This is a genomic window from Idiomarina sp. ST10R2A5 (assembly GCF_051842325.1).
GTDB lineage: Bacteria > Pseudomonadota > Gammaproteobacteria > Enterobacterales > Alteromonadaceae > Idiomarina > Idiomarina abyssalis.
This window is the reverse complement of the sequence record NZ_JBNIEX010000009.1, coordinates 1-25838: the sequence shown is the minus strand read 5'-3', so window position 1 is coordinate 25838 and position 25838 is coordinate 1. Positions and strand designations below refer to the sequence as shown.

25 protein-coding genes, 2 tRNA genes and 1 other annotated feature are annotated in these 25838 nt (G+C 48.1%); of the genes, 14 read left to right on the top strand and 13 right to left on the bottom strand.

Annotated features, from left to right (window positions below; all coding sequences use genetic code 11):
* Nucleotides 1–26: 26 nt before the first annotated feature.
* The 4 genes from ACP7FG_RS11085 to ACP7FG_RS11070 form a co-directional block, all read right to left on the bottom strand.
* Nucleotides 27–650 carry an L-threonylcarbamoyladenylate synthase gene (locus ACP7FG_RS11085; protein ID WP_439226407.1) on the bottom strand — a complete coding sequence of 208 codons (624 nt, stop codon included), beginning with the start codon at nt 648–650 and terminating at the stop codon, nt 27–29.
* Nucleotides 651–668: 18 nt separating this feature from the next.
* Entirely contained in the window at nt 669–1496 is an 828-nt protein-coding gene (locus tag ACP7FG_RS11080; protein ID WP_439226406.1) for a PHP domain-containing protein, read from the bottom strand.
* The gene (locus tag ACP7FG_RS11075) at nt 1496–3517 is read right to left on the bottom strand and encodes an FAD-dependent oxidoreductase (protein ID WP_439226405.1); all 2022 of its coding nucleotides are present in this window, start codon (nt 3515–3517) and stop codon (nt 1496–1498) included. Before ACP7FG_RS11075 ends, ACP7FG_RS11080 begins: the two co-directional genes overlap by 1 nt.
* Before the next feature lie 70 nt (nt 3518–3587).
* Nucleotides 3588–4286, bottom strand: a complete 699-nt coding sequence (locus ACP7FG_RS11070) for a hypothetical protein (protein ID WP_233399180.1) — start codon at nt 4284–4286, stop codon at nt 3588–3590.
* Nucleotides 4287–4408: 122 nt separating this feature from the next.
* Here ACP7FG_RS11070 and ACP7FG_RS11065 point away from each other — a divergent pair, with 122 nt between their 5' ends.
* The 12 genes from ACP7FG_RS11065 (at nt 4409) to ACP7FG_RS11010 (ending at nt 17124) form a co-directional block, all read left to right on the top strand.
* Nucleotides 4409–5944 carry a S10 family peptidase gene (locus ACP7FG_RS11065; RefSeq protein ID WP_439226404.1) on the top strand — a complete coding sequence of 512 codons (1536 nt, stop codon included), beginning with the start codon at nt 4409–4411 and terminating at the stop codon, nt 5942–5944.
* A 117-nt stretch (nt 5945–6061) separates the two neighbouring features.
* Nucleotides 6062–6166: a sequence feature (Trp leader region), on the top strand.
* Between the two features lie 52 nt (nt 6167–6218).
* Nucleotides 6219–7817, top strand: a complete 1599-nt coding sequence (locus ACP7FG_RS11060) for an anthranilate synthase component 1 (protein ID WP_439226403.1) — start codon at nt 6219–6221, stop codon at nt 7815–7817.
* Nucleotides 7817–8452, top strand: coding sequence for an anthranilate synthase component II (locus tag ACP7FG_RS11055; RefSeq protein WP_224797214.1), 636 nt, complete (start codon nt 7817–7819; stop codon nt 8450–8452). Before ACP7FG_RS11060 ends, ACP7FG_RS11055 begins: the two co-directional genes overlap by 1 nt.
* Nucleotides 8449–9462 (top strand): anthranilate phosphoribosyltransferase, encoded by a 1014-nt coding sequence (gene trpD, locus ACP7FG_RS11050; RefSeq protein ID WP_439226402.1) that lies wholly within the window; start codon nt 8449–8451, stop codon nt 9460–9462. Before ACP7FG_RS11055 ends, trpD begins: the two co-directional genes overlap by 4 nt.
* Nucleotides 9455–10909, top strand: a complete 1455-nt coding sequence (gene trpCF / locus ACP7FG_RS11045) for a bifunctional indole-3-glycerol-phosphate synthase TrpC/phosphoribosylanthranilate isomerase TrpF (RefSeq protein WP_439226401.1) — start codon at nt 9455–9457, stop codon at nt 10907–10909. Before trpD ends, trpCF begins: the two co-directional genes overlap by 8 nt.
* Nucleotides 10906–12129: a tryptophan synthase subunit beta gene (gene trpB, locus ACP7FG_RS11040; RefSeq protein WP_054488440.1), complete on the top strand. Its 1224-nt coding sequence runs from the start codon at nt 10906–10908 to the stop codon at nt 12127–12129. Before trpCF ends, trpB begins: the two co-directional genes overlap by 4 nt.
* Complete coding sequence (gene trpA / locus ACP7FG_RS11035) at nt 12126–12935, top strand: tryptophan synthase subunit alpha (RefSeq protein WP_439226400.1); 810 nt, start codon at nt 12126–12128, stop codon at nt 12933–12935. The genes trpB and trpA overlap by 4 nt, the downstream gene beginning before the upstream one ends.
* A gap of 20 nt (nt 12936–12955) precedes the next feature.
* Complete coding sequence (locus tag ACP7FG_RS11030) at nt 12956–13498, top strand: inner membrane-spanning protein YciB (protein WP_439226399.1); 543 nt, start codon at nt 12956–12958, stop codon at nt 13496–13498.
* A complete protein-coding gene (locus ACP7FG_RS11025) occupies nt 13498–13800 on the top strand; it encodes a YciI family protein (protein ID WP_439226398.1) in 303 nt (100 codons plus the stop codon). Before ACP7FG_RS11030 ends, ACP7FG_RS11025 begins: the two co-directional genes overlap by 1 nt.
* Before the next feature lie 18 nt (nt 13801–13818).
* Nucleotides 13819–14667 carry an alpha/beta hydrolase family protein gene (locus tag ACP7FG_RS11020; RefSeq protein WP_439226397.1) on the top strand — a complete coding sequence of 283 codons (849 nt, stop codon included), beginning with the start codon at nt 13819–13821 and terminating at the stop codon, nt 14665–14667.
* A 41-nt stretch (nt 14668–14708) separates the two neighbouring features.
* Entirely contained in the window at nt 14709–15971 is a 1263-nt protein-coding gene (locus ACP7FG_RS11015) for an MgtC/SapB family protein (protein ID WP_439226396.1), read from the top strand.
* A gap of 25 nt (nt 15972–15996) precedes the next feature.
* On the top strand, nt 15997–17124 hold the full coding sequence (locus tag ACP7FG_RS11010; protein ID WP_439226395.1) for a DSD1 family PLP-dependent enzyme: 1128 nt from the start codon (nt 15997–15999) through the stop codon (nt 17122–17124).
* Here ACP7FG_RS11010 and ACP7FG_RS11005 read toward each other — a convergent pair.
* Together ACP7FG_RS11005 and ACP7FG_RS11000 are read right to left on the bottom strand one after the other, a co-directional pair.
* Nucleotides 17111–18073 carry a GlxA family transcriptional regulator gene (locus tag ACP7FG_RS11005; protein WP_439226394.1) on the bottom strand — a complete coding sequence of 321 codons (963 nt, stop codon included), beginning with the start codon at nt 18071–18073 and terminating at the stop codon, nt 17111–17113. The genes ACP7FG_RS11010 and ACP7FG_RS11005 overlap by 14 nt on opposite strands.
* Before the next feature lie 21 nt (nt 18074–18094).
* Entirely contained in the window at nt 18095–18868 is a 774-nt protein-coding gene (locus tag ACP7FG_RS11000) for an MBL fold metallo-hydrolase (protein ID WP_439226393.1), read from the bottom strand.
* A 164-nt stretch (nt 18869–19032) separates the two neighbouring features.
* Between ACP7FG_RS11000 and ACP7FG_RS10995 the strand changes: the two genes are divergently transcribed.
* A complete protein-coding gene (locus ACP7FG_RS10995; RefSeq protein WP_439226392.1) occupies nt 19033–19653 on the top strand; it encodes a thiol:disulfide interchange protein DsbA/DsbL in 621 nt (206 codons plus the stop codon).
* 61 nt (nt 19654–19714) lie between these two features.
* Here ACP7FG_RS10995 and ACP7FG_RS10990 read toward each other — a convergent pair whose 3' ends face one another.
* From ACP7FG_RS10990 to ACP7FG_RS10970, 5 genes are all read right to left on the bottom strand, one after another.
* Nucleotides 19715–20197 carry a hypothetical protein gene (locus ACP7FG_RS10990; protein WP_439226391.1) on the bottom strand — a complete coding sequence of 161 codons (483 nt, stop codon included), beginning with the start codon at nt 20195–20197 and terminating at the stop codon, nt 19715–19717.
* Between the two features lie 105 nt (nt 20198–20302).
* Complete coding sequence (locus tag ACP7FG_RS10985) at nt 20303–20710, bottom strand: septal ring lytic transglycosylase RlpA family protein (RefSeq protein ID WP_439226390.1); 408 nt, start codon at nt 20708–20710, stop codon at nt 20303–20305.
* A 63-nt stretch (nt 20711–20773) separates the two neighbouring features.
* Nucleotides 20774–21664: a TIGR01777 family oxidoreductase gene (locus tag ACP7FG_RS10980; RefSeq protein ID WP_439226389.1), complete on the bottom strand. Its 891-nt coding sequence runs from the start codon at nt 21662–21664 to the stop codon at nt 20774–20776.
* A gap of 19 nt (nt 21665–21683) precedes the next feature.
* A complete protein-coding gene (locus tag ACP7FG_RS10975; RefSeq protein ID WP_278356710.1) occupies nt 21684–24209 on the bottom strand; it encodes an ABC transporter permease in 2526 nt (841 codons plus the stop codon).
* Nucleotides 24199–24879, bottom strand: coding sequence for an ABC transporter ATP-binding protein (locus ACP7FG_RS10970; RefSeq protein WP_439226388.1), 681 nt, complete (start codon nt 24877–24879; stop codon nt 24199–24201). The genes ACP7FG_RS10975 and ACP7FG_RS10970 overlap by 11 nt, the downstream gene beginning before the upstream one ends.
* A 3-nt stretch (nt 24880–24882) precedes the next feature.
* Here ACP7FG_RS10970 and ACP7FG_RS10965 point away from each other — a divergent pair, with 3 nt between their 5' ends.
* Nucleotides 24883–25500 (top strand): arylesterase, encoded by a 618-nt coding sequence (locus ACP7FG_RS10965; RefSeq protein ID WP_054488465.1) that lies wholly within the window; start codon nt 24883–24885, stop codon nt 25498–25500.
* Between the two features lie 45 nt (nt 25501–25545).
* Here ACP7FG_RS10965 and ACP7FG_RS10960 read toward each other — a convergent pair.
* Nucleotides 25546–25621: transfer RNA gene (locus ACP7FG_RS10960), tRNA-Glu, on the bottom strand.
* Nucleotides 25622–25654: 33 nt separating this feature from the next.
* A tRNA-Glu gene (locus ACP7FG_RS10955) sits at nt 25655–25730 on the bottom strand.
* Nucleotides 25731–25838: the final 108 nt, after the last annotated feature.

The following is a 25838-nucleotide window of genomic DNA, read 5'->3' as shown; positions in this document are numbered from 1 at the left end:
AATTAACCCAAATGCCTACCAAGTTATTAAAAGTCAAAAGGTTCTGTGTCTCCGGAGCCTTCACGGCGAATGGTCGGCGCGCCTTCAGACAAATCCACAACCGTGGTTGGTTCTTCACCTTTATGACCACCGTCAATAATTAAATCCACCAGTTTTTCCAGCTTATCCCTAATTTCTTCCGGATCAGATTCTGCCAACATTCCTTCGCCAAGGATCAAGCTGGTCGACATTAACGGCTCGTTCAACTCTTCCAGCAAGGCCATTGCTATACGGTTGGTCGGAACCCGTATGCCGATAGTTTTACGTTTGGGATTCAAAAGTCGCTTGGGAACTTCTTTAGTACCTTTCAGAATAAAAGTGTAAGGCCCCGGGGTGTTATTCTTCAGTAGACGGAAAGCATCGTTATCAACTCTGGCATAAGTCGCAAGCTCAGATAAGTCACGGCACATTAAGGTAAAATTGTGATCTTTGTCTATTTCTCGAATCTGACAAATACGATCCGCCGCTGCTTTGTCACCAATTTGGCAACCAATGGCATAACCCGAGTCCGTAGGATAAACCACCACACCGCTTTTACGAATAATCTGAACCGATTGCTGAATTAAACGTGCTTGAGGATTTTCCGGATGAATTTCAAAAAATTGACTCATAATTTCCCCTCAACCCTTCTACTGTGACCAATGCTCCCATATTGGCACACAGTCCGCCGGCAGACAAAGATTTTTGCCCAGTTCGCGCCAATTTCCCGGATAGTGAAAGTCGGAACCCTGAGAGGCTAACAGCCCGTATTCCCGGCTCATTTTTGCCAAAGCGTCACGATGCCCCGGAGACTGCTGACACAAACTGACTTCCATGGCATCAAGCCCCCACTCTTTCCCTTCTACCAAAAGTTTTCGCAGCCATTTGTTTGACATCTTATAGCCATGCGGATGCGCCAGCACTGCCTTGCCTCCGGCGCTATGAATAGCGTCTATTGCTTCGGGAATATCGCACCATTCGGGGTTTACATAAGCACTACTGCCTTTACCAATATAGCGGTCAAAAGCCTGCTGTGGTTTACTGACAGTTCCCTTGCGTACCATGGCATCGGCAATGTGCTTGCGTGTTGGCATACCATCCGCCTGACAATCCTCTGCAGATAAATTGACGCCACGTTGGTGTAACTTCTCAAGCATGGCATCAAAGCGATCATAACGACGTTGCTGCTGTTCGTTTAACAATGCCTTTAACTGTCCCTCTTCAGGATCGATATTGAGACCGACGATATGGATCTCAAAACTGTGCCAGCGACAACTGATTTCAACACCGTTAATCAATTTAATCGGCAGGCTTTCCTGAGCAATCAGACTGTTCGCTTCGGGCAGGCCGTCAACACAGTCATGATCGGTAATTGCCAGTACATCCACTTCCTGCTCACAAGCCCGGTGCAAAAGCTCAGAGACGGACAATGAACCATCCGAGTGCGTACTGTGACAATGTAAATCATAAACTGGCATTAAATCTCCGCCGCCAGTTCTGTACCCTGACGAATCGCGCGTTTAGCATCAAGCTCGGCAGCAACGTCGGCACCACCAATTAGGTGCACAGTCTGACCAGCAGACTGCAACGCGTCGTGTAATGACCGTTGCGGTACCTGCCCCGCACAAATAATCACATTATCAACTTCCAGCAATTGTTTTTCACCTTCACGCTCTATTTCTATACCTTCTGGCACAATGCGGTGATAAGTCACCCCATTCCACATATTCACAGACTTACTTTTTAACTCGTTACGATGAACCCAGCCAGAGGTTTTGCCTAACCCCTTACCAACTTTACTTTCTTTACGCTGAAGCAACCAAACCTGACGCGGACTCTGCTCTGGCTGCTGAGGTTTTAAACCGCCGCGGTCACTGTAGCTTTTATCAATACCCCAACGCTCTGACCACTCTGGTTCATCCAGTGTCAGTGACTTTTCGGTGGTCAGGTATTCAGATACATCAAAACCAATACCACCGGCACCAATCACAGCCACTTTTTTACCCACAGCTTTGTGGTCACGTAAAACATCTAAGTAGCCCAGAACATGCGGTAAATCGACACCCGGAATATCGATCTGGCGAGGACTGACGCCGGTTGCCAGAACCACATCATCGTATTTTTCTGCCAGCAGCCCTTCGCAAGTCTGTTCTTTTCCAAGTTTCAAATTAACGCCAGTGTCTTGCAAGCGATACTTAAAGTAGCGCAGGGTTTCATAAAACTCTTCTTTACCCGGAATCTGCTTGGCGTAGTTAAACTGACCGCCGATTTCATCGGACTTGTCGTATAAATCGACCTGATGACCACGTTCTGCAGCATGACAGGCAAAGGCTAACCCTGCCGGGCCGGAACCAATGACCGCAATGCGTTTTTTCTGCTCAGCCGGTTTCATTACCAGTTCCTGCTCAAAACACGCCTGCGGGTTAACTAAACAGGACGCCCGTTTATTCTCAAACACATGATCCAGACACGCCTGATTACAGGCAATGCAGGTATTAATGCGTTCAGACTGACCTTGTTCCGCTTTTTTCACAAACTCCGGGTCAGCCAGTAATGGTCGCGCCATGGAGACCATATCAGCCTGGTTGCTTTCTAAAATATGCTCGGCAATTTCCGGCGTATTAATACGGTTAACGGCAACCACAGGCACCGATAATTCTCTGCGTACGCGCTCGGTTATCCAGCTAAAGGCGCCACGCGGCACTGAGGTGACAATGGTCGGTACACGGGCTTCGTGCCAGCCAATACCGGTATTAATAATGGTCACGCCCGCCTGCTCCAGTAGCTTACCCAGCTGCAGCACTTCGTCCAGCTGATGTCCGTCTTCCACCAAATCCAGCATCGACAAGCGGAAAATAATAATCGACTTTTCACCCACCGCGGCCCGAACGGCTTTGACAATTTCCAGTGGAAACCGCATACGGTTTTCGAAGCTGCCGCCCCAGTTATCATCGCGCTTATTCGTTCTTGGACACAAAAACTGGTTAATCAAGTAACCTTCCGAGCCCATGATTTCTACACCATCGTAGCCAGCCTTCTGCGCCAGCTTTGCGCCGCGGGCATAATGCTTGATGGTGTTTTTAATCTGGCGCTCCGACATGGCTTTTGGCTTGAACGGGTTTATCGGCGCTTTTATCGCGCTGGGCGCTAAGGAAAACGGATGATAGCTGTAACGACCGGCGTGCAGAAGTTGCAGACAGATTTTGCTGCCATACTTGTGAACGGCATCGGTCACCTGACGATGCTTACCGACATGCCAGGGCTTTGACATTTCACTGCCAAACGGCGCTAAGCGTCCTCGAAAGTTTGGGCTGATACCGCCGGTAACAATAAGACCTACGCCACCTTTTGCACGCTCTTCATAAAAGCTGGCTAATTTACTAAAGCCATTTTTTTCTTCTTCCAGGCCAGTATGCATTGACCCCATCAAGACTCGGTTCTTTAACGTTGTGAAGCCAAGATCCAGGGGTTTTAGTAAATTTGGGTATGAATTTGCCACGCCAACCTCTTATTTTAAACGGGTGTTTAACTTTTCCTAACTGTACTGCTTAAACCCGTTTAACTCAAGCTCAGAACGCCATAGCTTCACGCAGCAAGAAGCGGGAAAGCGCCATGCTATCTACCTGTAAATTGGGGTTACCATCACGAACTTGCTCAGCTACCTGCTCTAAAATAGGCCAGAGCAATTCTTTCACCTGTGCATCAGCACTTTGCATTGACTGCAGATCAGTCAGCTCAAGCTCTCTTACATGTACGCTTAAAATGGGTTCACCTTTGTCAAACAAGTTAATAGTGACGTCTTCCATCAGCCACTCATCAACTCGCCAGTTTAAAGGTACCGAACTCACTTTCTGCACTTTCACTGAGTTCATCTGCTTTAAAAACTCATGCAAATTCGAGCGCCCGGTGCCGTAATATGCCACGGTCAGTTGAGCACCGGACATGGATACTTTTGAAATATCAACACGACTGCTGCCAAGCGCCTGCCAGTCACCAGTTAACACCAACTGCTTGGCTAACAACAATTGATTCTCAGGCTCCGACAAGGCATCCACACGAGTTGCAAAGCGAACGTTATTTGCCGTCAAACCATCAGTTAGTGAGTTAACCTCAAGCTCCTCCACTTCGAGATCGGCATTTAACTGCTCCGACGCCATTGTCTGTAAACCGTCTTTCATTGCATCAGACAGGTTTTGGGCATTAGCTGACAAGCTGATAACCGGAAGCAAAAGCCAGCAAAAAGCCTGTGTTAAATGTGTAATTTTCATCGGTGACCTCATTCAATTAGGATCCAGTCGCAGGAATAAACCCAATAATCGCATAACCTTTGACTCTTTAAAGTAATTATTTGTTAATCTGAGACAACATTATAAAAACGGAGAACAATCTCATGCGAAAGAGCCTTGCTTTAATTGCCTCTTTGTCACTGATGGGTTGCTCGGTAGTATCAGCACCTGTTGTTGCCGAAGAAAGCTCAACGAATCATAAACGCATGTTGCCGGTAGACACCGAAGTGGTTACCGAACACAGCGTAGAAATTAATGGCGAAACTGTCGACTACACAGCCACAGCCGGCACTCAACCGGTATGGGACGACGAAGGTAACCCAACCGCATCGTTATTCTACACCTATTATGAACGTCAGGACGTTGATAACCGTGAGTCTCGCCCTGTTGTTTACTCCTTTAACGGCGGCCCTGGTTCAGCATCGGTTTGGATGCACATTGCCTACACAGGCCCAAAGGTTTTAAACCTGAGTGACGAAGGCTATCCGGTTCAGCCTTATGGCGTGCAGGACAACCCGCACTCCATTCTCGATGTCGCTGACATTGTTTTTATTAACCCAGTCAATACCGGCTACTCACGCGTGTTGCCAAATGAAGATGGCGAAATGCCGTCGCGCGAAAAGCAGAAAGACATGTTCTTCGGTGTTAATGCCGACGTTAAATATCTTGCCGAGTGGATGAACACCTTTACTTCGCGCATGAACCGCTGGCAGTCACCTAAGTACTTAATTGGCGAAAGCTATGGCACAACACGTGTATCGGGTCTTGCACTGGAGCTGCAAAACAGCCAGTGGATGTACCTAAACGGCGTTATTTTAGTGTCACCAACTGATATTGGTATTGACCGCGATGGCCCGGTAAAACAAGCTAACCAGCTGCCTTATTTTGCTGCAGCCGCCTGGTATCACGATGCACTGCCAGACGCATTACAGAGCAAAGATCTGGAAGAGTTACTACCAGAAGTTGAACAATTCACGCTGAACCAGTACTTACCGGCACTGGCGAAAGGCGCCATGCTAACCGGTGAAGCCCGCGAGCAAATGGCCGAACGCGTCGCTTATTACTCAGGTTTATCGAAACAAGCGGTATTAGATAACAACCTGGCGCCGAGCACCTGGTATTTCTGGAAAGAACTCCTGCGTGACCGCGACCGCACTATTGGCCGTCTTGACTCACGCTATTTAGGCCTGGATGAAAAACGCTCGGGCGACCGTCCTGACTATAACGCAGAACTGACGTCATGGTTACATTCGTTCACGCCAGCCATTAACTACTACCTGCGTGAAGAGTTAAATTTTGTAACCGACATTAAATACAACATGTTCGGTCCGGTTCATCCGTGGGATCGCTCGAACAACAACACCGGTAAGCAATTACGTCAGGCCATGGCGCAAAACCCTTACCTGAATGTGTTAATTCAGTCAGGTTATTTTGACGGCGCTACTAACTACTTCGATGCTAAGTACAACATGTGGCACTTAGATCCAAGCACGCAAATGAGCGACCGTATCGACTTTAAAGGCTACCGCAGTGGCCACATGATGTACCTGCGCCGTGCCGACTTAGAGAAAGCCAATGACGACTTGCGTGAGTTTATTCGTAAGTCTGATTCAAAAGGCAAACCAGCAGAATATCAATAGAGAAGAATAAAAGCAGAAAGAAAACAACTGTTGACAGACTTTCGCTCAAGCGTTATTTTGTCAGCATTAAAACGAATTAAGAGAGCTATACAACTTATGTTTTTACGTACAACAACCCAACACTGGTGGTGGCACTTCCCGAACGAGCGGGTGGTGTAGTTGTGCGTGTAACGTAAATAGCTTCACTTTGAGAAACCCGCTCCTTTGAGCGGGTTTTTTATTGCCGTTTCACTGGAGCAGGTTTAAAAATCAACAAGAGAAAACGAGGTCTGAGGTGAAAAACCTGACAACTGAACAAGACGGCAATTTAGAGACACTGAGAGTGTCACTGCCTTATCAGGCGGAGCCACTACAAGTATTTCAGAACACTTGCAGCACACAAGGTGAGCATTTACTGCTGGACTCAGCTGATATCGGCACCAAGCAGCAGGTAAAGAGCTTGCTGCTGATTGATGCAGCGTTACGAATTACCTGTAACAATCAACAGGTCACTATTGATGCCCTGACTGATAACGGCTCTGCCTTGCTAAGCTGGATTGAAGAACAGCTTAAAGATAGTGCGACTATTGAAAGTGCACCAGACCAACTGACATTAACCTTCAGTGCTGCAACTATGCCACTGGATGAAGACTCCCGCTTACGTCAAATCAGTAACATGGAGCCGCTGCGACTACTCCAGCAAAACCTCAATAAAGCAAACGACACAGCAAAACAGCACCCGTTTTCTGTCTTTCTCGGCGGCGCTTTCGCCTATGACTTTGTTGCCAGCTACGAGCGGCTGCCCGAAGTTGAAGAAGGCGAAAACAACTGCCCTGACTATGTCTTTTACCTGGCAGAAACCTTGCTGATTATTAATCATCAACAGCAAACCACTGAGCTTCTTGGCAGTGTTTTCAGCGGTGACGGTCACGACCAGCGTTATCAGGCTATGAGTCAGCGTATAGGAGAACTGGCAGCGCGCTGTCAGCTGCCGGTAATAGAACCTCAACCTCAGCCGATTGATGTAAAAGTAACAGCCACACCCTCAGCAGAAGAATTTGCAGGCATTGTTACCCGGCTAAAAGAGAACATTGTGGCGGGCGATATTTTTCAGGTAGTGCCGTCCCGGCGTTTTAAAATGCCCTGCCCTGATCCGTTAGCCGCTTACCAGCAGTTGAAGAAGAATAACCCCTCACCCTATATGTTTTTTATGAGTCATCCGGATTTTTGCCTGTTTGGAGCCTCACCTGAGTCCGCACTGAAATATCAGCAGGACACCAATCAGGTAGAGCTTTATCCGATTGCCGGTACCCGTCCACGCGGTAAAAATGCCGACGGCAGTATTAACCCGGACTTAGACAGCCGCATGGAACTGGAACTGCGACTTGACCAAAAAGAACTCGCAGAACATTTAATGCTGGTTGATTTAGCCCGTAACGATTTAGCCCGTATTAGCGAAACCGGCACTCGTTACGTTGCCGACCTGCTTCAGGTTGACCGTTATTCGCATGTCATGCACCTGGTTTCACGCGTGGTGGCAAAACTGAGGAACGACTGCGATGCTCTTCACGCTTACCGCGCCTGCATGAATATGGGCACTTTAGTGGGAGCTCCAAAAGTTAGCGCCGCGACTCTTATTCGTCAGGTCGAACAACAACGTCGCGGCAGCTACGGCGGCGCTGTTGGGTATCTGGCCGGTAATGGCGACATGGATACCTGTATTGTTATTCGCTCCGCGTTTGTTAAGAACGACGAAGCCATAGTGCAGGCCGGTGCTGGTGTAGTGCATGACTCAGATCCGGCTAGCGAAGTCGCCGAAACAGAGAATAAAGCTAAGGCCGTTATCCTGGCAATTCAGCAGGCCCACACTTTACCTGAACAGGAGACGCTATAATGACTCAGTCAGCTCGTATCGTACTGATAGATAACGTCGACTCGTTCTCGTACAACCTAGTGGATGAGTTGCGCCAGTTAGGTTTTCCGCTGGTCGTTTATCGTAACCAACTGGCAGCAACCGATGTGATTGAACAGCTGGAAAATTACAGTGGCCCTCAACTGGTATGCTTGTCACCGGGACCCGGGCACCCATCAAATGCCGGAAACCTGATGGAAGTGATCCGATACTGCAGCGGCCGCATACCCATGCTGGGTATTTGTCTGGGCTTTCAGGCGTTAATTGAGCACGCAGGCGGACGAGTTGATACCTGCGGTGAGATTGTCCATGGCAAAACCGCTAAGGTCGATACTGTGACGCATCCCGTATTTACCGCCGCAACGGATAACAACCAGTGCGTTGTAGCGCGTTACCACTCATTAAGTGGTTACGACCTTCCGGAAGCAACAAAGGTAATAGCCAGTTTAGATGGCCCCGATGGCAGTATCCCCATGGCTGCCGAGTTTTTTAATGAAGCAGGAACCGTTAGTCATGCCATTGGCTTTCAGTTTCACCCGGAGTCGCTTTTAACGCCAAAGGGAAAACAATTACTTAGTAACAGCATTCAGTATTTATTAACAGGAGCAAAGCCATGAAAGCCCTACAAACTCTGATGTCTGGTGAGGCTCTGACGCAAGATCAAACCCGTGAGTTTTTCCAGCGCTTAATTAAAGGCGAGCTCAACGACATTCAGGTGACCGCGGCGCTCATTGCCATGAAAATGCGGGGCGAAACCCCAGCCGAATTAGCCGGTGCCGCTGAAGCGATTTTATCGGCCGCAAAGCCTTTTGTCCGTCCCGATACCACAGTCATTGACAGCTGCGGTACCGGCGGCGATGGCAGCAACACCATCAATATCTCCACCACGGCTGCTCTGGTTGCCGCCAGTATGGGTCTGGCTGTGGCCAAACATGGTAACCGAAGTGTGTCTTCACGTTCAGGCTCAGCCGATGTACTCGAAGCACTTAAACTTCGCGTTAATCTGGATCCTTCGGATGCCTCTGTCCAGTTGGCCGATAACGGCTTTTGCTTTTTATTTGCTCCGCATTATCACCCGGGCATTAAACACGCTATGCCGGTAAGACAAACACTGAAAACACGCACCTTATTCAACCTGATTGGTCCTTTAGTTAACCCTGCCCGACCCGATGCTCAACTGCTCGGCGTTTATAGTGAGGAATGGGTAAGGCCTATGGCTGAAACCCTGCAGCGACTGGGGGTTAAGCGTGCTATGGTCGTGCATGGAAGTGGACTGGATGAACTGGCTCTGCACGGCTCGACTCAAGTCATTGAACTGCGTGACGGCGAGCTGAATGAGTACCGGGTTACTCCTGACGACTTTGGTGTTCCCAGCGCCCCGCTTGACGAGTTAAAAGGCGGCGATGCTGACTTCAATGCCCGTATTCTGGAAGACATTCTTGCCGGAGGCGGCAGCCCCGCTCAGCGCCACTCAGTTGCTATGAACGTTGCAGCTTTGCTTTATTTAAGTGGACAATACAGCGATATGAAAGCCGCAACTGCAGCAACACTGGAGCATTTAGATACCGGCCAGGCTCTGTTGCATTTACGCCGCGTACAAGACGCCCAGGAGACTTATCATGTCTGACAGCATCAGCTTAAAAAAGAATGTGCTGAAAACCATTGTCGAGCGCAAAGTTGAGCAAAACAAAGCTCAGGCTGAAATGATGCCGTTAGCGGAAATTCAATCTCAACTTAGCACCAGTAATCGCAGCTTATATGACGCATTGAGTGGTGAGCAGGCAGGTTTTATTCTGGAATGTAAAAAAGCCTCCCCGTCAAAAGGTCTAATTCGTGCTGACTTTGATGCGCCACTGTTGGCAAAAAGCTACCAGCCTTATGCCGCGGCCATTTCCGTATTAACCGAGCCTGATTTTTTTCAGGGCCGGCTGGACTACCTGACCGCCGTGCGCCAACAAGTGACTCAGCCGGTTTTATGCAAAGACTTCTTTATTGATGAAGAGCAGGTTTACCGAGCTCGTTACTTTGGCGCAGACGCTATTTTGCTTATGCTGTCTGTACTCGATGATGCGCAGTATACCATCCTGCGTGATATCGCCGAATCGCTCGCGATGGACGTGCTCACCGAAGTCGCTAACGAAAACGAAATGAAACGTGCCGCAAACCTGGGCGCGAACATTATTGGTATTAACCACCGCGACTTAACGGACTTAAGCATTGAGCCGAACCGCAGCGCACAGTTAGCTCCGCTGGCACCGGAGAATGCCTTACTCATTGCTGAGTCGGGATTTTCCGAACACGCGGACATTCGCCGGGTAGCTCCCTTTGTTAACGGTTTCCTTATTGGCAGCGCATTGAGCGCTCAGCCAGACGTTGATTTAGCCTGTCGAAAACTGCTTTTCGGGCAAAACAAAGTCTGCGGCCTGACCCGCGCAGAAGACGCTATAAACGCCCGCTCACAAGGGGCCGCATATGGTGGGTTGATATTTGTTGAGCACTCTCCCCGCTGCGTTACCCAGCAGCAGGCAAAAGAAATAACAGCAGAAGCCACTGGCCTTGAGTACGTCGGTGTTTTTGCTGATCAGCCATTAGATAGCCTTATCGAAACGGCCGGAAAAGTCGGGCTTTCCGCTATTCAACTGCATGGTCATGAAGATATCGACTATGTTGTTCAATTGCGTCAGCAATTACGCCAAGCCGGTCTGGAAGCCGTAAAAATATGGAAAGCTTTAGCGATTGAGAGCCCGGCGCAATTGCCGGACCTTCCGGTTGATGCCTTTGTTCTGGACAACCGCGGTGGCGGCAGCGGCAAGGCTTTTAACTGGGAATTGTTGACGCCATTAAGTCATGAAGAAAGACAACGCTGCCTGCTAGCCGGAGGCATTGGCCCCGACAGTATTACCAGTGCAATTGAACTAGGCTTTGCCGGAGTCGACATTAACTCTCAAGCAGAGTGGAAGCCCGGCGTTAAAAATAGCAGTAAGATAGCTCAAACATTCACGAAAATTCGTCAATACGGTCGATTTTCGTCAAACAGAATATCAGACAAGCATACCCAACAGGAGGCTGTATGAGTCAGTCATTACCCGCTTACTTTGGCGATTTCGGCGGCCAGTTCGTTCCTGAAATCTTATTACCGGCATTAGAGCAGTTGGAAAAGGCCTTTATCGAAGCGCAACAAGATGAGGATTTTCAAGCTGAGTTTCGCGGATTGTTGAAAAATTACCTAGGTAGGCCAACGCCGCTCAGCTTGTGCCGTAACCTGCCGCTGCACAGCCCGAATAAAACAAAAATTTACCTTAAGCGTGAAGACTTACTTCATGGCGGCGCCCATAAAACCAACCAGGTACTGGGGCAAGCATTGCTGGCTAAACGCATGGGCAAAACCCGTATTATTGCCGAAACCGGCGCAGGGCAACACGGAACCGCGACAGCCCTTGCCTGTGCCCTGCTGGACTTGGAATGCATTATTTATATGGGTAAGAAAGACGTTGAACGCCAACAACCCAATGTCTTTCGTATGGAATTAATGGGTGCAAAGGTTGTGCCCGTCGATACCGGCAGCGGTACTTTAAAAGACGCGGTCAACGAAGCGCTGCGCGACTGGACTTCCAGCTACCCGGATACTCATTACTTATTAGGAACTGCCGCCGGGGCACACCCCTTCCCGACCATAGTGCGCGAATTCCACCGCATGATTGGTGAGGAGGCTAAGGCCCAAATTAAAGAGCAGGCCGGTCGTTTACCCGATGAAGTTATTGCCTGTGTCGGTGGTGGCTCAAACGCCATTGGCATGTTCGCCGACTTCATCGACGAAGAAGACGTCGAGCTGGTTGGTGTCGAACCTGCCGGTAAAGGTGTGGAAACCAAGCATCACGGGGCCACACTCACTGCAGGAAAGCCCGGTATTTTGCACGGTTGTCTGTCATTTTTAATGCAAAACCCGGAAGGACAAATCGAAGAGTCCTATTCCGTATCAGCGGGCCTCGACTACCCTGGCGTAGGTCCTCAGCATGCGCATCTAAAAGCCATTGGTCGTGCACGCTATGAATCGGTTACCGATGAGGAAGCACTGGAAGCCTTTAAGTTGCTGTCGCGTCATGAGGGTATTATTCCGGCGCTGGAATCAGCCCATGCTTTAGCTTATGCATTGAAACGCGCAGCCGAACCAGATGCACCTGAAATTTTATTGATTAACCTGTCGGGACGCGGCGACAAAGACATCGATCACGTACGTCGTATTTTCAGCGCTCAGGAAAATGCTGGAGTTAGTGCTACGGAGGAACAACAATGAGCCGTTATGAAACGTGTTTCGCACAATTAAAAGACGATAATCAAGGTGCTTTTGTGCCATTTGTCACCATAGGCGACCCGACTCCGGGGCAAAGTGTGGAAGTTATCAAAGCCCTTATCGATGGCGGCGCCGATGCGCTGGAACTTGGGCTCCCATTTTCGGATCCTGTAGCTGACGGCCCCATGATTCAACGGGCAAACCTGCGAGCCTTAGACGCGGGAACAACCTTTAATGATATTTTGCAGATTTTAAAAGAAGTTCGCGACTATTCACCACAAATACCCATTGGTTTGTTAGTTTATGCCAACTTAATCTACGCTAAAGGTGTTCGTGAGTTTTATCAGCAAATGAAAGATGTTGGCGTCGATTCAGTACTTATTGCCGACGTACCAACCAAGGAAGCCAAACGTTTTGCCGCCATTGCAAAAGAAATTGGTATAGACGCTGTATTTATTGCGCCACCGGATGCCAGTGATGCACTGTTAGTCACTATTGCTGAACAATGCTCAGGTTATGTCTACCTGCTGAGTCGCTCAGGAGTTACCGGAGCTGACACGCAAATGCAGGCTCCGGCATCTGAGCTGATTAACAAACTGAAAGAAGCCGGTGCGCCGCCGACTTTGCTTGGGTTTGGCATATCCCGGCCTGAGCATGTACAACGGGCGCTTGCGGCAGGTGCCGACGGTGCAATTAGTGGCTCAGCTGTGGTTGCGCTTATTGAGAAAAACCTCGACAATAACGCGCAGCAAACAGCGGACCTTAGAGCTTTTGTAAAAGGCATGAAGGCCGCAACCCAATTGTCATAGAGTTGCCACCGGAGTAGTTAATGGCCCTGTTGTTAGAATATTTACCCATAATCGCTTTTTTTGTGTTTTACAAAATGGCCGATATTTACGTCGCTACCGGCGTGCTAATGGCAGGGGCAGTGGTTCAGGTAATAGGTTTAAAGTTACTGAAGCATCCGCTGACTACTCGTCACTGGGTATTGCCACTTGTAGTTATGTTCTTTGGTTCGCTGACGTTAATACTCCACGATGACTGGTTTATTAAGATGAAGGTTTCAGCAATTTATGCTGCTATCGCGTTATTTCTTATAGGAAGCTTATTTTTAAAAAAAACGAACGTCATTAGGTCGCTCCGTGGTAAAGATATAAAATTGCCTGATCTTATCTGGTTAAAGCTCACCTATGCATGGATTCTATTTTGTTTGGTTTTAGCAGCACTCAATCTCTATATCGCCGAATTCTGGAGTCAGGAAGCCTGGGTTAACTTTAAAGTATTTGGCATTCTTGCGGTGACATTCCTATTTGTCCTTGGTACAGAGCTTTATATACACAAACACACAGAGGAAGAGGAGACCCAGGACTAATGTGGTTCATTATTTTCGCAGAAGACCATGAAAACTCACTGGAAGGCCGCAAGCAGGCTCGTCCCGCTCACATTGAGCGCTTAAGAGCCTTACAGAACGATGGTCGCTTACTGGTCGCCGGTCCCTTCCCGGCTATTGCAGAGCTTGATCCGGGTGTACTCGGTTTTACCGGCTCAGTGGTCATCGCTGAATTTGACTCTCAGGAAGAAGCGGAACAATGGGCCAACGACGATCCTTACTGGCAAGCCGGTGTCTATAAAAAAGCGACGGTGAAGCCATTCAACGCCGTTTTACCGAACTAACCGAATTAATCAGTGACTATGAAAAGCGTTGAGCTCACCGCCAATAACCGCTACCTGCACTGTGTACGTTTTGACCCTGAGTCGACCGCTAAGGCCACAATTGTTATAGCCGCCGCCCTAGGTGTGAAACAGCGCTTTTATCAGCCCATAGCCCGCTGGTTAAGCGAACAAGGCTACCGGGTCATTACTTTTGACTACTACGGTATTGGCCAGTCGGTTGATAAACCACTTAAGCAAATAAAATCCGATATTATTGACTGGGCTGAGCTCGACATCACCTCGGTACTTGACTATGCGCAGTCCTGTCAGAAGGGCGAACCCCTAATCTGGCTGGCTCACAGCCTGGGTGGGCAAATTGTTGCCATGGCACATAACGCCAATAAGATAGATAAGATGGTAACCATAGCCAGCGGTACCGGCTATTGGCTGAAAGCCAGCAAACAGGTCCGCTGGACATCCTGGTTGTTATGGTATTTTGCAGCTCCTATTAGCACTCCCATTGCCGGCTATTTTCCGGGGAAGCGCCTGAATATGGTCGGTGACATGCCTGCAGCAGCCATGAAGCAATGGAGTCGCTGGTGCCGCAGTAAAGACTACTTGTTTGACAATATCAGCACGGAACAAAAGAAACGCTATAAAGCATTTTCATCCCCTATCAGCGCCTTTCATATTGCTGATGACGAGTTGTTGCAACGCTCCAATATTGAAAACCTGCTAGCGCATTACCCTAACGCAGACAAGGTGTTGAAAGACCTGACCCCGGAAATGACCGAGAGTAAAGGTATTGGCCATTTCAACTTCTTTCGCAGTCAGTTCAAAGAGTCTCTCTGGCGTAAAAACTTGCTAGACGCACTGAAGGTCAATTAAAGTCATTATAAAGTCAGTGCAATTAATAAGGACGCTTCACAATGCATTACCAAATGGAACTGGCGTTATCCTTACTGGCAGCTCTGGCATTGGGCCTGATGATAGGCATTGAACGCGGCTGGAGCGGCAGGGACAGTGATGACGGCACGCGAGTTGCCGGCGTAAGAACCTTCAGTTTAATAGGACTCAGTGGCGGCGTTTTTGCGATTTTAGCTCAACAATGGGGCGTGTGGCTTATCGTTACCGGGTTCTTTGTTGTTGCCATACTCATTGCATCGTCTTATATCAGTCATAGCAAGCTCTCCGATGACGCGGGTATTACCACCGAATTCTCAATGCTGCTGACTTTTGCGTTGGCAATTTGGGCCGCCTCCGGCGACCCTTTACCTGCACTCAGTTGCGGTGCTGTAGTGGTTGCTCTTCTCGGCCATAAAAAGAGTCTGCACAAATTGCTTAAACGCATTTCACCTAAAGCCTTTTACTCTGGCATCACTTTACTGCTGATATCTGTGGTTGTCCTGCCTTTGCTGCCAAATGAAGGTTACGGCCCCTGGCAGGCACTAAACCCCTACTGGCTGTGGTGGATGGTGGTATTAATTTCGGGTCTGTCTTTTATTGGCTACCTGTTTACTCAGTTACTGGGAGAGAAGCGCGGCACCTTAATTACCGCCATTGCCGGGGGCTTCGCATCATCCACCGCAGTGACCTTAACGATGGCTCGTTTTGCGAAAAAGAATTCTCACAGTGTCATTTACGCCAGTGGCATGCTGCTCGCCTGTAGCATTATGTTCCCACGTGTTCTTATTGAGGTCTTTGTTGTTAACCGTGAGCTTCTAACGCTATTGTGGCCGCCTATTCTTCTCATGTTTGCCGGGTTATTAACTGTCATAGCACTCTTGTACAGACAACATAAACGTAAACCTTCATCGGAAGCCCGGGAGATAACCATCAGTAACCCACTGCAACTGACCACTGCCATCCAGTTTGGTATTTTGTTAGCGGTTATTCTGCTAATGGCGGAGGCAATGAAAAAATGGTTTGGTGATGCTGGAATATACAGCCTGGCTATAGTATCCGGCCTGATGGATGTTGATGCCATTACCTTGTCGCTGTCACGCTCGGCTCAGGGCGAACTCTCCGGTCAGGTCGCCGCTATGGGAATTATCTTAGCCTGTGCCAGCAATACCCTGCTTAAAGGCGTTATGTTCGCCTCTGTCGCCGGCATTAAATTACACTATCGTTACGCTGTTTACATGATTTTAAGCGTTATTCCTGGCTTGCTTTACGGCTTTTGGCAGTTTTAATCATCACAAATGCAGGACAACAATTATGAAATCCGCTCCTGACTGGATCACACATCCGGATACACCTTATTTGCTCATCGATGAAGCTAAATTAAAAAGTAATATTGGCTATCTTAAGCAAAGGGTTGAGTCTCTGGGCAGTCATTTACGCCCACATTTAAAAACTCTACGTACTCTGGAAGCGGCTGAGTACCTACTCGATAGTAAGAATGCTCCGGCTACAGTATCAACCTTAGCTGAGGCAGAAGCCTACGCGAAGGCAGGTTATACCGATTTACTCTATGCCGTCGGCATAGCTCCCGAAAAACTCAAAAGGGTAGCCGCGCTAAGGCTGCAAGGTATTCACCTGCATATTCTGATAGACAATATGGTGCAGGCGCAGGCCGTTTCCGATTTTGCTGACCAGTTCGGGCAAGACTTTTCCGTTTTCATCGAAATAGACAGTGATGACCACCGTGGTGGTATTAAGCCGGGAGACCCGCAATTGTTAACCATTGCCAAAGAACTTGGCGCTCATTTCACCGGTTTAATGACCCACGCCGGTGGCTCGTACGCCTGCAATACGGAACAAGGGTTAAAAAACTTCGCCAAACAAGAATGCGATGCCGTTAGAGTTGCTCAGGACAACCTTCAGGCGGCTGGCATTAACTGCGCTATAACCAGCGTTGGTTCAACACCGACAGCACATTTTGGCGAAGACTTTAGTGACATTAGTGAAGTCAGAGCCGGCGTTTACACCACCTTTGACTTGGTCATGAAAAACATCGGCGTGTGCGACTTTTCGGACATAGCCATGTCGGTAGTCACAACAGTCATTGGCCACAACAAAGAAAAGAATTGGTTGCTGACCGACAGCGGCTGGATGGCCCTGTCGCGTGATCGCGGTACAGCAAGTCAGAGCCAGGACTTTGGCTATGGGCAAGTCTGCAGAGCAGATGGCTCACTGCTGGACGGCTTGTGCGTTAACAGCACCTCGCAAGAGCACGGTGTTATTGAGTTAACCGAAGCTTACCAACCAGAAGACTTTCCTGTTGGTCATCAGCTGCGCATTCTACCTAACCATGCCTGTGCCACTGCTGCTATGCATCCGGTTTACCACGTATTAATGAGTGACGGTTCGCATAACACCTGGCAACGCATTATTGGCTGGTAGGTTCTCCCCGAAAGGTTTTTCGCCACTCACTTGGGGAGACATTAAATTGCGCTTTAAAATGATTCCGTAATGAAAGAGCTGAGTTGAAACCGCATTGGCTCGCAATAACTTCAATTGGCAAGTCGGTCGACTCCAGAAGATCCTGGCTAAAACGTAAGCGTTCGTTCACCAACCAATCTCCCACTGACATGCCGGTGGCTTTCTGAAACTGGCGGCTAAATGTGCGGCGAGTCATCATGACGCGTTCAGCCAGCTCGTCCAGGCTATGGCTTTCTCCCAAATTCAGTCTCAGGTGATCCAGCAACTCGTTAATACGGCTATTGGGTGTCGACTTTGGTACCGGTCTGTCAATAAATTGTGCCTGCCCGCCGTTACGATAAGGCGGTATCACCATACGTCGCGCCACTTTATTGGCAACTTCGCTGCCATATTGCTGACGCACCAAGTATAAACAGCAATCAAGCCCGGCGCCGGTTCCGGCCGATGTGACAATATTTCCACTGTCCACATACAGCGAGTTAGAGTCCAGAGTTACATCTGGAAAACGCTTTTGAAAGTCAGGCTCAAATTCCCAGTGCGTTGAAGCTTTCTTGCCAGAAAGCAGACCCGCATAAGCCAAAACATAGGTTCCCAGACACAAACCCACAATCTGTGCACCCCGGTCGTAGGCTTTTCTCAATTCATCCAGCAATGGCTGAGGAGGACGTTCCGCCGGGTTTCGCCAAAAGGGCACAATGACAATGTCCGCACTTCTTAACCCGGTAACATCATATTCAGGCGTTATTTGAAGCCCCACATTCGACTTAAGCTCCCCAACTTCGCCGGCGCAGACCCTTAAATCAAAAAGAGGCTGCTCTGGCATAATGTCGTTAAAAATAATGCAGGGGACAGAAAAGTGAAATGAGCTGAACTGATTAAATGCCACTAAAGCAACAACTGGCTGTTTCATAACTGTCCCTCTGAAAAACGTTTAAAAACTATAACTGTCACCGTCTTCCGGTACCAACACTGAATTAGTAATATTCTTTTCTACTAAAAATTGACGCAACTCCACGCGCGATAACGCGGCGTGATTCACCGATTCCATATGGCTGGCAATTAATGTCGCTTCCGGCGCCGCTTTATGAACCTGGTAAACGTCTTCTTTATCCATAATAATGGAACCTAACTGAGGTATCTGAGCATCTCCGGCGTTCAGTATAACTACCTCTGGTTGGTATTGTTTCAAGCTATTTTCAACATAAGCATTCCAGACCGTGTCACCCGCCAAATAAAGCGTCTTTTCCCCATCATGCTTAAAGACAACACCGCAAACCTCACCCAATACATCTCTGGCCATCGACAAAGTCACATCACTGCCATGCTGTCCCGGTGTTTTGTGTAATGCCATGCCTTCAAACTCAGTATTTTCCGTGAGTATTTGAAGGTTCATGAAGCCTTGCTCTTTAAGCACATGAGCATCCGCTTCGTGCTGCACGAAAATCAGCTTGTCCTTCGGAATGCTCTGCACTGCCACTTCATCCCAGTGATCAGGATGAGTATGTGTGACAATCACCGCATCCACATCTAGAATTTCATCCATCGACAAGGGCAAACCAACAGTAGGATTACGCAAATGGCTGTTTAGCGTGCCTTCAAAGCCAGGGTAGCGCCCTTTCTCCGCCAGCATAGGATCAATTAAAAAGGTTTTTCCGGCAAAAGTAAGTTTTAGTGTCGCATTACGAATTTGTGTAAATTTCATCATAGTCTCCGTTGTTGTTAACGGAAGCTATTGTTATCAATAAACACGACAAAGAAGAGTGGCCTGATGGACATTTAACGATATAATCGGGACAGCCTCAATTGTTCTTATCATAATTACCTGTAATACTTATTACCAACAATAATAAAAAGGAAAAGGAGTTCGCTATGCTAGTAAGAATCACAATGTTCGTTTGCGCACTATTCATGGCAGCTACATTGCAGGCCGAGGAATTTAGCGAGAACAGGCACTACGAAGTTTTAGATAACCCGGCTTCGACAACGCCTGAAATTATTGAGTACTTCTCTTTTTATTGCATGGCCTGTTACCGTTTCGAGCCCATCGCAAAAGAACTTGCCGCTACATTTCCTGAAGCCTTTAAGAAGTCACACACGTCAGGATTGAGCCCTAAGCCGGGCATGGGCAGCAAAATGACCCAAGCCTATTCATTAGCCTTAATGCTGGGCAAAGAACAAGCTATTAGCGAAAGCATTTTTAAGCAGCAGTTTGGGCAACGTCAGTCGATTGATACACAGGAAAAAATTAAAGATATTTTTGTTCAGGCAGGCGTTTCTGAAAATGACTTTAAACGCGGCTTCAATAACTTTTCAGTCAAAGCTCGCGCAAAACAAATGGATAAAGACGCTCGTGATAAAAATATCACCGGCACCCCTACACTTATCGTGAACGGCAAATACAAAATTCTGATGAATGGCTTCCGCAACAGCGATGATCTTATTGGTGACTTAAAACTGGTTATTGAACAGCTTATGAATAAGTCGTCATAAAACATAAGGGAAAGCTACAAGCTTTCCCCTTCGTTTTATAAAATCGACCGTGGCTAGAGCCTTAATTCTCAGCACTAACTTGTACTCCGGAAAAGCTTGACTGATTCAAGTCACTCATATGATGGCTTAAACGCCAGTAGTAGATAAAGCTTATCAAGACTAAAGCGGCAAAGTCATAACCCGTAAACCCATAACCGGCATCACTGATAAAGATATCGCGGAAAATTGAAGCAACAAGGACCAGAAGTATTACGAGCGGAAGTAGACGTATGAATAAAACCCAACTGAGCGAGACATAACGCTCCAAAAACTCTCGTCCATCACGTCCGCCATTAGACTTGTAAGCAACTGTCGTCCCAAGTATTACGAAGGCTAAGTCAACCCAGAGTGACGCTTTGTCCCAGACCGTTGTATTATCTCCCCAAATACCAACTGGCAGTGTGAACAAAACCAACATTAAGACTAAGTAGTAAAAGGCTTGAGTTTGACTGAAACGTCCCTGAAGAAAGTCCCTTTTCAGTGCATCAATATTCCAAAAGTACATATTAACTCCCTAGATTAAACTTATCTAAGGAGGCTAATATCAATATGTTAGAAGGTCACGCCTCAAATTGTTAAACTTTGTAACATAACAGCATAACTATTGAAGTTAGTGAACCACTTCAGTGGTTACTTCAATAATTCCGAGATCCAGATCGGCTATTTCACTAAATGCGGAACGTGACAGATCGATGATCCTGCCATCAATAAACGGTCCCCGGTCATTAATTTTGACCACAACACTTTTATTGTTAGCAATATTGGTTACACGCACTTTAGTTCCAAACGGTAAGGTTCGATGAGCCGCTGTACTTGAAAAGTGGTTATAACGTTCGCCGCTTGCCGTCGTTCTGAATTGGTATTTCATAGCGTAATAAGAAGCCTTACCGGACTCGCTAGTACCAACTAAGTTTTCAGGACTTTCAGCGGGAATCGAAGTACACCCTGTAAGCGCCAGCATTAAAATGCCAACGCCAAGGGTTAATTGTTTAAGTAAGTACTGTTTTTTTGTTTTCATCCCTCAATTTTACTGAGTTTCGAAAACACTGTCCGTTAAGAAAATAAAAAGACGTGTAAAGAATTACACACTGACCTGAAAGGCTTCCCGTACCGTAGGGTACTCAAATTCAAAACCATGGCTGCGCAACTTATCGGGCACCACAGCCTGACCTTTAAGCAGCATCGACGACATTTCCCCCAGACCTAACTTGAGCACAAAACCCGGTACTCTCATAAAGTGCGGTTTATTCAGTACCGACGCCAGAGTACGGCTAAAGGCTTCATTAGTAACGGGCCCCGGAGCGGTCATGTTAACTGGCCCAGACAAATTGTCGTGTTTCAGCAGATACTGAATCGCACGGATCATATCCTCAAGCTGTATCCACGACATCATCTGATCACCATCGCCCAAAGGGCCACCTAAGCCAAACTTATATGGAAAAAGCATTTTGGCCAGGGCGCCCTCACCTTTTGCCAGAACCACACCGGTGCGTAGCAGAACCACGCGGGTTGCATCCTCTGCAGCTAAAGCCCGACGCTCCCATTCCTGACATAAGGTCACCGCAAAGTCAGTATGCTTAGGGCTCTCATTCTCATTTACGGGCTGAGCATCACGCGGGCCATAATAGCCAATAGCGGAACCACTCAGAAATACCTTAGGAGGCGTTTCTGCAGCCTTGATCATAGCCGCCAGCTTTTCGGTAACCTGCCAGCGGCTGTCTTTTAACGCCTGTTTGCGGGAGTCGCTCCAACGCTTATCCGCAATGCCTTCCCCTTGTAGATTAATAACGGCTTCAAATTGACCAATATCCGTTACTTCGTCCACCGAAGAGAGCAAAGTGACATCATCACCCAAGGCCTTTTTTGCGCGTTCCTTGTTGCGGGTAGTGACCGTAAACTGATGCTCACTTAGGTACTTGCGAATAAACGCTGAGCCAATAAGCCCGGTACCACCTGTCATTAAAATGTTCATTGGTCACCTCCCTATTTTGTTAAGTCAGTTTGCGTATTAACTGAGCGGTATTTCTCTGAATAAGTCGGTAGCAGGATAAGCGGCCTAAAACAGCAACCACTACAGCACCAAATGCCGGCCCTAACAGCCACAACTTCCAGTGAATAACCGGCGTCATGTTAAACACCTGGTTCTGCAGTATGAACAGTGATATCTCCATTGCCAAAGTTGCTATCAGTCCACTAATGGCACCTAACACCAAAAACTCATAAGTAATACTACGGCTCAGTAATTTACCCGGAGCCCCCAGTGTTCTTAGAATAACTAATTCTTTCTGGCGCTCTTCCATACTCGCCTGAACTTGCGCTACCAGCACTAAAGCGCCAGCAATGATCACAAGTACCAGTACAAACACAATCGCTAAGCTCACCTGCCCAATCACTTCCCGTATTTGATCTATCATGGCATCCAAATCAATTAAAGATGCCTGTGGGAAAGGCTTGAACAACTCATACAGGTCACTTTTACGTTCTTCATCCAGTCTGAAACTGGTGATATAAGTCGCCGGAAAATCTTCCAGAGTCGAGGTATTGAAGATCATGTAAAAGTTTGGCTGCAATGTATTCCAGTCAGCTTTACGCAAGCTGGTCACCGGTACAGTGAATTCTTCGCCACCTAAGTTAAAGCGTAGTTCATCACCGACTTTAATATCCAGTCGTTCTGATACATTCAGCTCCACCGAGACCTGAGGTTCGGCATTGTCGCCCCACCACTCTCCTGCGGTAAGTTCGTTGTTAGGAGGCAAACTGTCACGCCAGGTTAAAGAGAGCTCTCTGCCTATGCCTTCACGACCGTCATTTTCTGAAGCATCTTCATCAGAGACTTCCTCATCACGATCCTCTTTGGTAACTTCGTCCTCGAGTTTCTCCCCGTTAATATGGGTTAAACGTCCCGGCACAATAGGATAGAGATCGGTCGACGGAATATTTTCCCGCTCGAACATTGACTGCATGTCATCAACGTTATCTTCAGCAATGTTAATTGCGAAATAATTTGGCGCATCGGCAGGTAGCTGACGTTTCCAGTCTTCCAGTAAATCGTTTCGTAGAACAATGACAAGCAGCAACAGCATAATGGCCGTTGAAAAGCTCAGCATTTGAACGCTATTTGCTGCCGCCCGACGTTGCAAGCCAGCCATCGCCAGTCGCCAGCTGCTGCCTGCCTGCATACCCGCTTTACGGCTGGCTGAAATAAACAAACGACCCAGCCCCAGTAAAATAACAGCAGCAACTGCGCCACCGGCAAACAAGGCCGTGGAAAGCCACCATTGCTGACTGTAAATCACCAGCAGTGCGTAAATGGTTCCGCCACTCAGTACCCATTGCAACCAACGCACCGCATTACCAGCCGTCAATTGACGGTGCAATACGCGTAGCGGCGGAATCGATACCAACCTGAATAATGGATACAGGGTAAACATAACCGCACTGATAACACCGGTCGCTCCGGCTAATGCGTAGGGCTGCCATCCGGCTTGAGGTAAGGTCGCATCCAGTTTCTGTGCCACCCATTCAATAACCACATATTGAATGGCCCAGCCAAGCGCCATACCCACCGCCACACTGGCAGCTGTAAGCAATAACAGGTGAAGTAAAAAGATACGTCGTATCTGCTGGCGACTGGCCCCTAAGGTTTTGAATATGGCAACCACATCGTAATTTCTCTGACAATAGCGCTGCGCTGCTACTGCCACCGCTGTTGCAGCCAGTACCACACCGAGCAGGCTGGCCAGCATCATAAAACGCTCAGCACGATTCAAAGAACGCGACAACGGACTGTCACCATCTTCTATACTGCGCCAGCTATGCGTGTCGTCATTCAGGCGTGGTAGCAACCAGTCTTCATAGGCAGTAATGTCGCTGTTGTCACCCGCCATTAACACATTAAAACGCACTCGGCTGCCGGGCTGGATCAAGCCCGTTTCTTCCAGTTGTGAGTGGCGAATAATAACGTTTGGACTATCAGTAAATACTGAAAAACCAACGTCCGGCTCATAGGTAACAACTTTCGTTACTTTAAAGCTGCTGTTGCCAACCTCAATGTCATCGCCGATATCTAACTGCAGCGCCTGAAATAACTGAGAAGCGACCCAGGCCTCACCTTCTGCAGGCAAACCTTCGGCCACATAACCTTGCCCAAAAGGTTCATCAGCAATTTCCAGCTGACCTCGTAACGGGTAGCCATCGCTTACCGCCTTAATATCCACCAGGGTCATGTTCTCATCAGCAAACGCCATTGAGTTGAACACAACTTTCCAGGAGGTTTTCAAATTCATTTGCCCGGCTTGCTCTAACCACTCTTGCGGTATATCTCTCCGCGAGCTCAATACTCTGTCGGCAGCAAGAAACTCACTACTACGCTCAGTTAATCCAGCCTGTAAGCGATCGCTGAAAATGGACAGTGACAACACAGCAGTGACTGACAAAATAATTGCCAGCGCCATAATTGTCAGCTCACCTCGTTTCAGCTCATGCTTCAGCAAACGAAACGAAATTTTATGCCACATCCTGAGCTGCCTCCGATAACTGCCCTGCATCCATTTGCAACACGCGCTGACAGCGCTTTGCAAGCCGTTGATCATGAGTTACCACAATCAGCGTGGTGCCATAATCCTTGTTTAAATCAAATAACAACTCTTCGACTTTTCCACCGGTTTTCGCATCGAGGTTACCCGTTGGTTCATCGGCAAAAAGAATCTTCGGTTGTCCGACAAAGGCTCTGGCAATAGCTACTCGCTGCTGCTCGCCACCAGATAATTGATTTGGATAGTGATGCCAGCGATCTTCCAGCCCAACCTTCGCCAGTAATTCTCTGGCTTCTTTCTCTGCGCCTTTATGTCCGGCCAGCTCTGCCGGGAGCATAACGTTCTCTAAGGCACTTAAACTAGGTACCAGCAGGAACGACTGAAAAATGAATCCGACTTTGTCAGCACGAACTTTTGCGCGCTGCTCCTCATCCAATTCGCTTAATTTTTCGTTCTCTATAAGAACCTCTCCGGAGGATGCGATGTCTAAACCCGCCAGTAGTGACAATAGCGTCGACTTACCGGAACCCGAAGCGCCGACAATGGCTACGGTGTCACCGGCATTGATACTGACGTTAATTGGCTGCAGAATCTGTAATGGACCCTCAGAGGTGTCTACGGTTTTTTCCAGTTGTTGAGCTTGAATGAGCATAAGATGAAAAACTTCCTTTTGAAAACGTGTTTATTTTTAGCGCTGTTGTTGGTTATACGCAGCGTTTCCGCAAATGTCTCACTTGTTGTTTTAGGTGACAGCTTAAGCGCCGGTTACGGGCTTTCTCAGGAACAAACCTGGGTTGCCGAGTTAGATCGTCGCTGGGAGAGCTCTCACCCCGATATAAACATCATTAACGCCAGTATTAGTGGCGAGACCACTCGTGGTGGTTTGCGCCGCTTAGAGGGCGTTTTAGAGCGTCACAAGCCCGACGCTTTATTTATCGAGCTAGGCGGTAATGATGGCCTTCGCGGGTTCGACCTAAACACAGTTCGCTCGAATTTAAAACAAATCATCGACCAGGCGCAGAAACAAGGCGTTAAAGTCGGCTTAAGTCAGGTTATGGTGCCACCTAACTATGGCCAACGCTTTGCAGAGCAGTTCCGCCAGGTATTTGAAGAGGTTGCAAAAGAAGAAAATGTAACGCTGATACCATTCTTCATGGAAGAGATAGCCACCAATGCAGATTACGTGCAGGACGATGGTATTCATCCCACCGCTGAAGCCCAGCCAAAGATAGCTGATTTTCTTGAGCCTTATTTGCTGGAGTTGGCGAAGTAGTGAAAGCCAGAAACAAAAAAACCGCCTGCGGGCGGTTGATTTAAGTGGCGTCCCCTAGGGGATTTGAACCCCTGTTACCGCCGTGAAAGGGCGGTGTCCTAGGCCACTAGACGAAGGGGACCCATGGACTTAATTCTTAAGTGTTTAAAAGTAATGGCGTCCCCTAGGGGATTTGAACCCCTGTTACCGCCGTGAAAGGGCGGTGTCCTGGACCACTAGACGAAGGGGACGCAGTTATTACTTTTTACACTTCAGTATTTGAATGGCGTCCCCTAGGGGATTTGAACCCCTGTTACCGCCGTGAAAGGGCGGTGTCCTGGACCACTAGACGAAGGGGA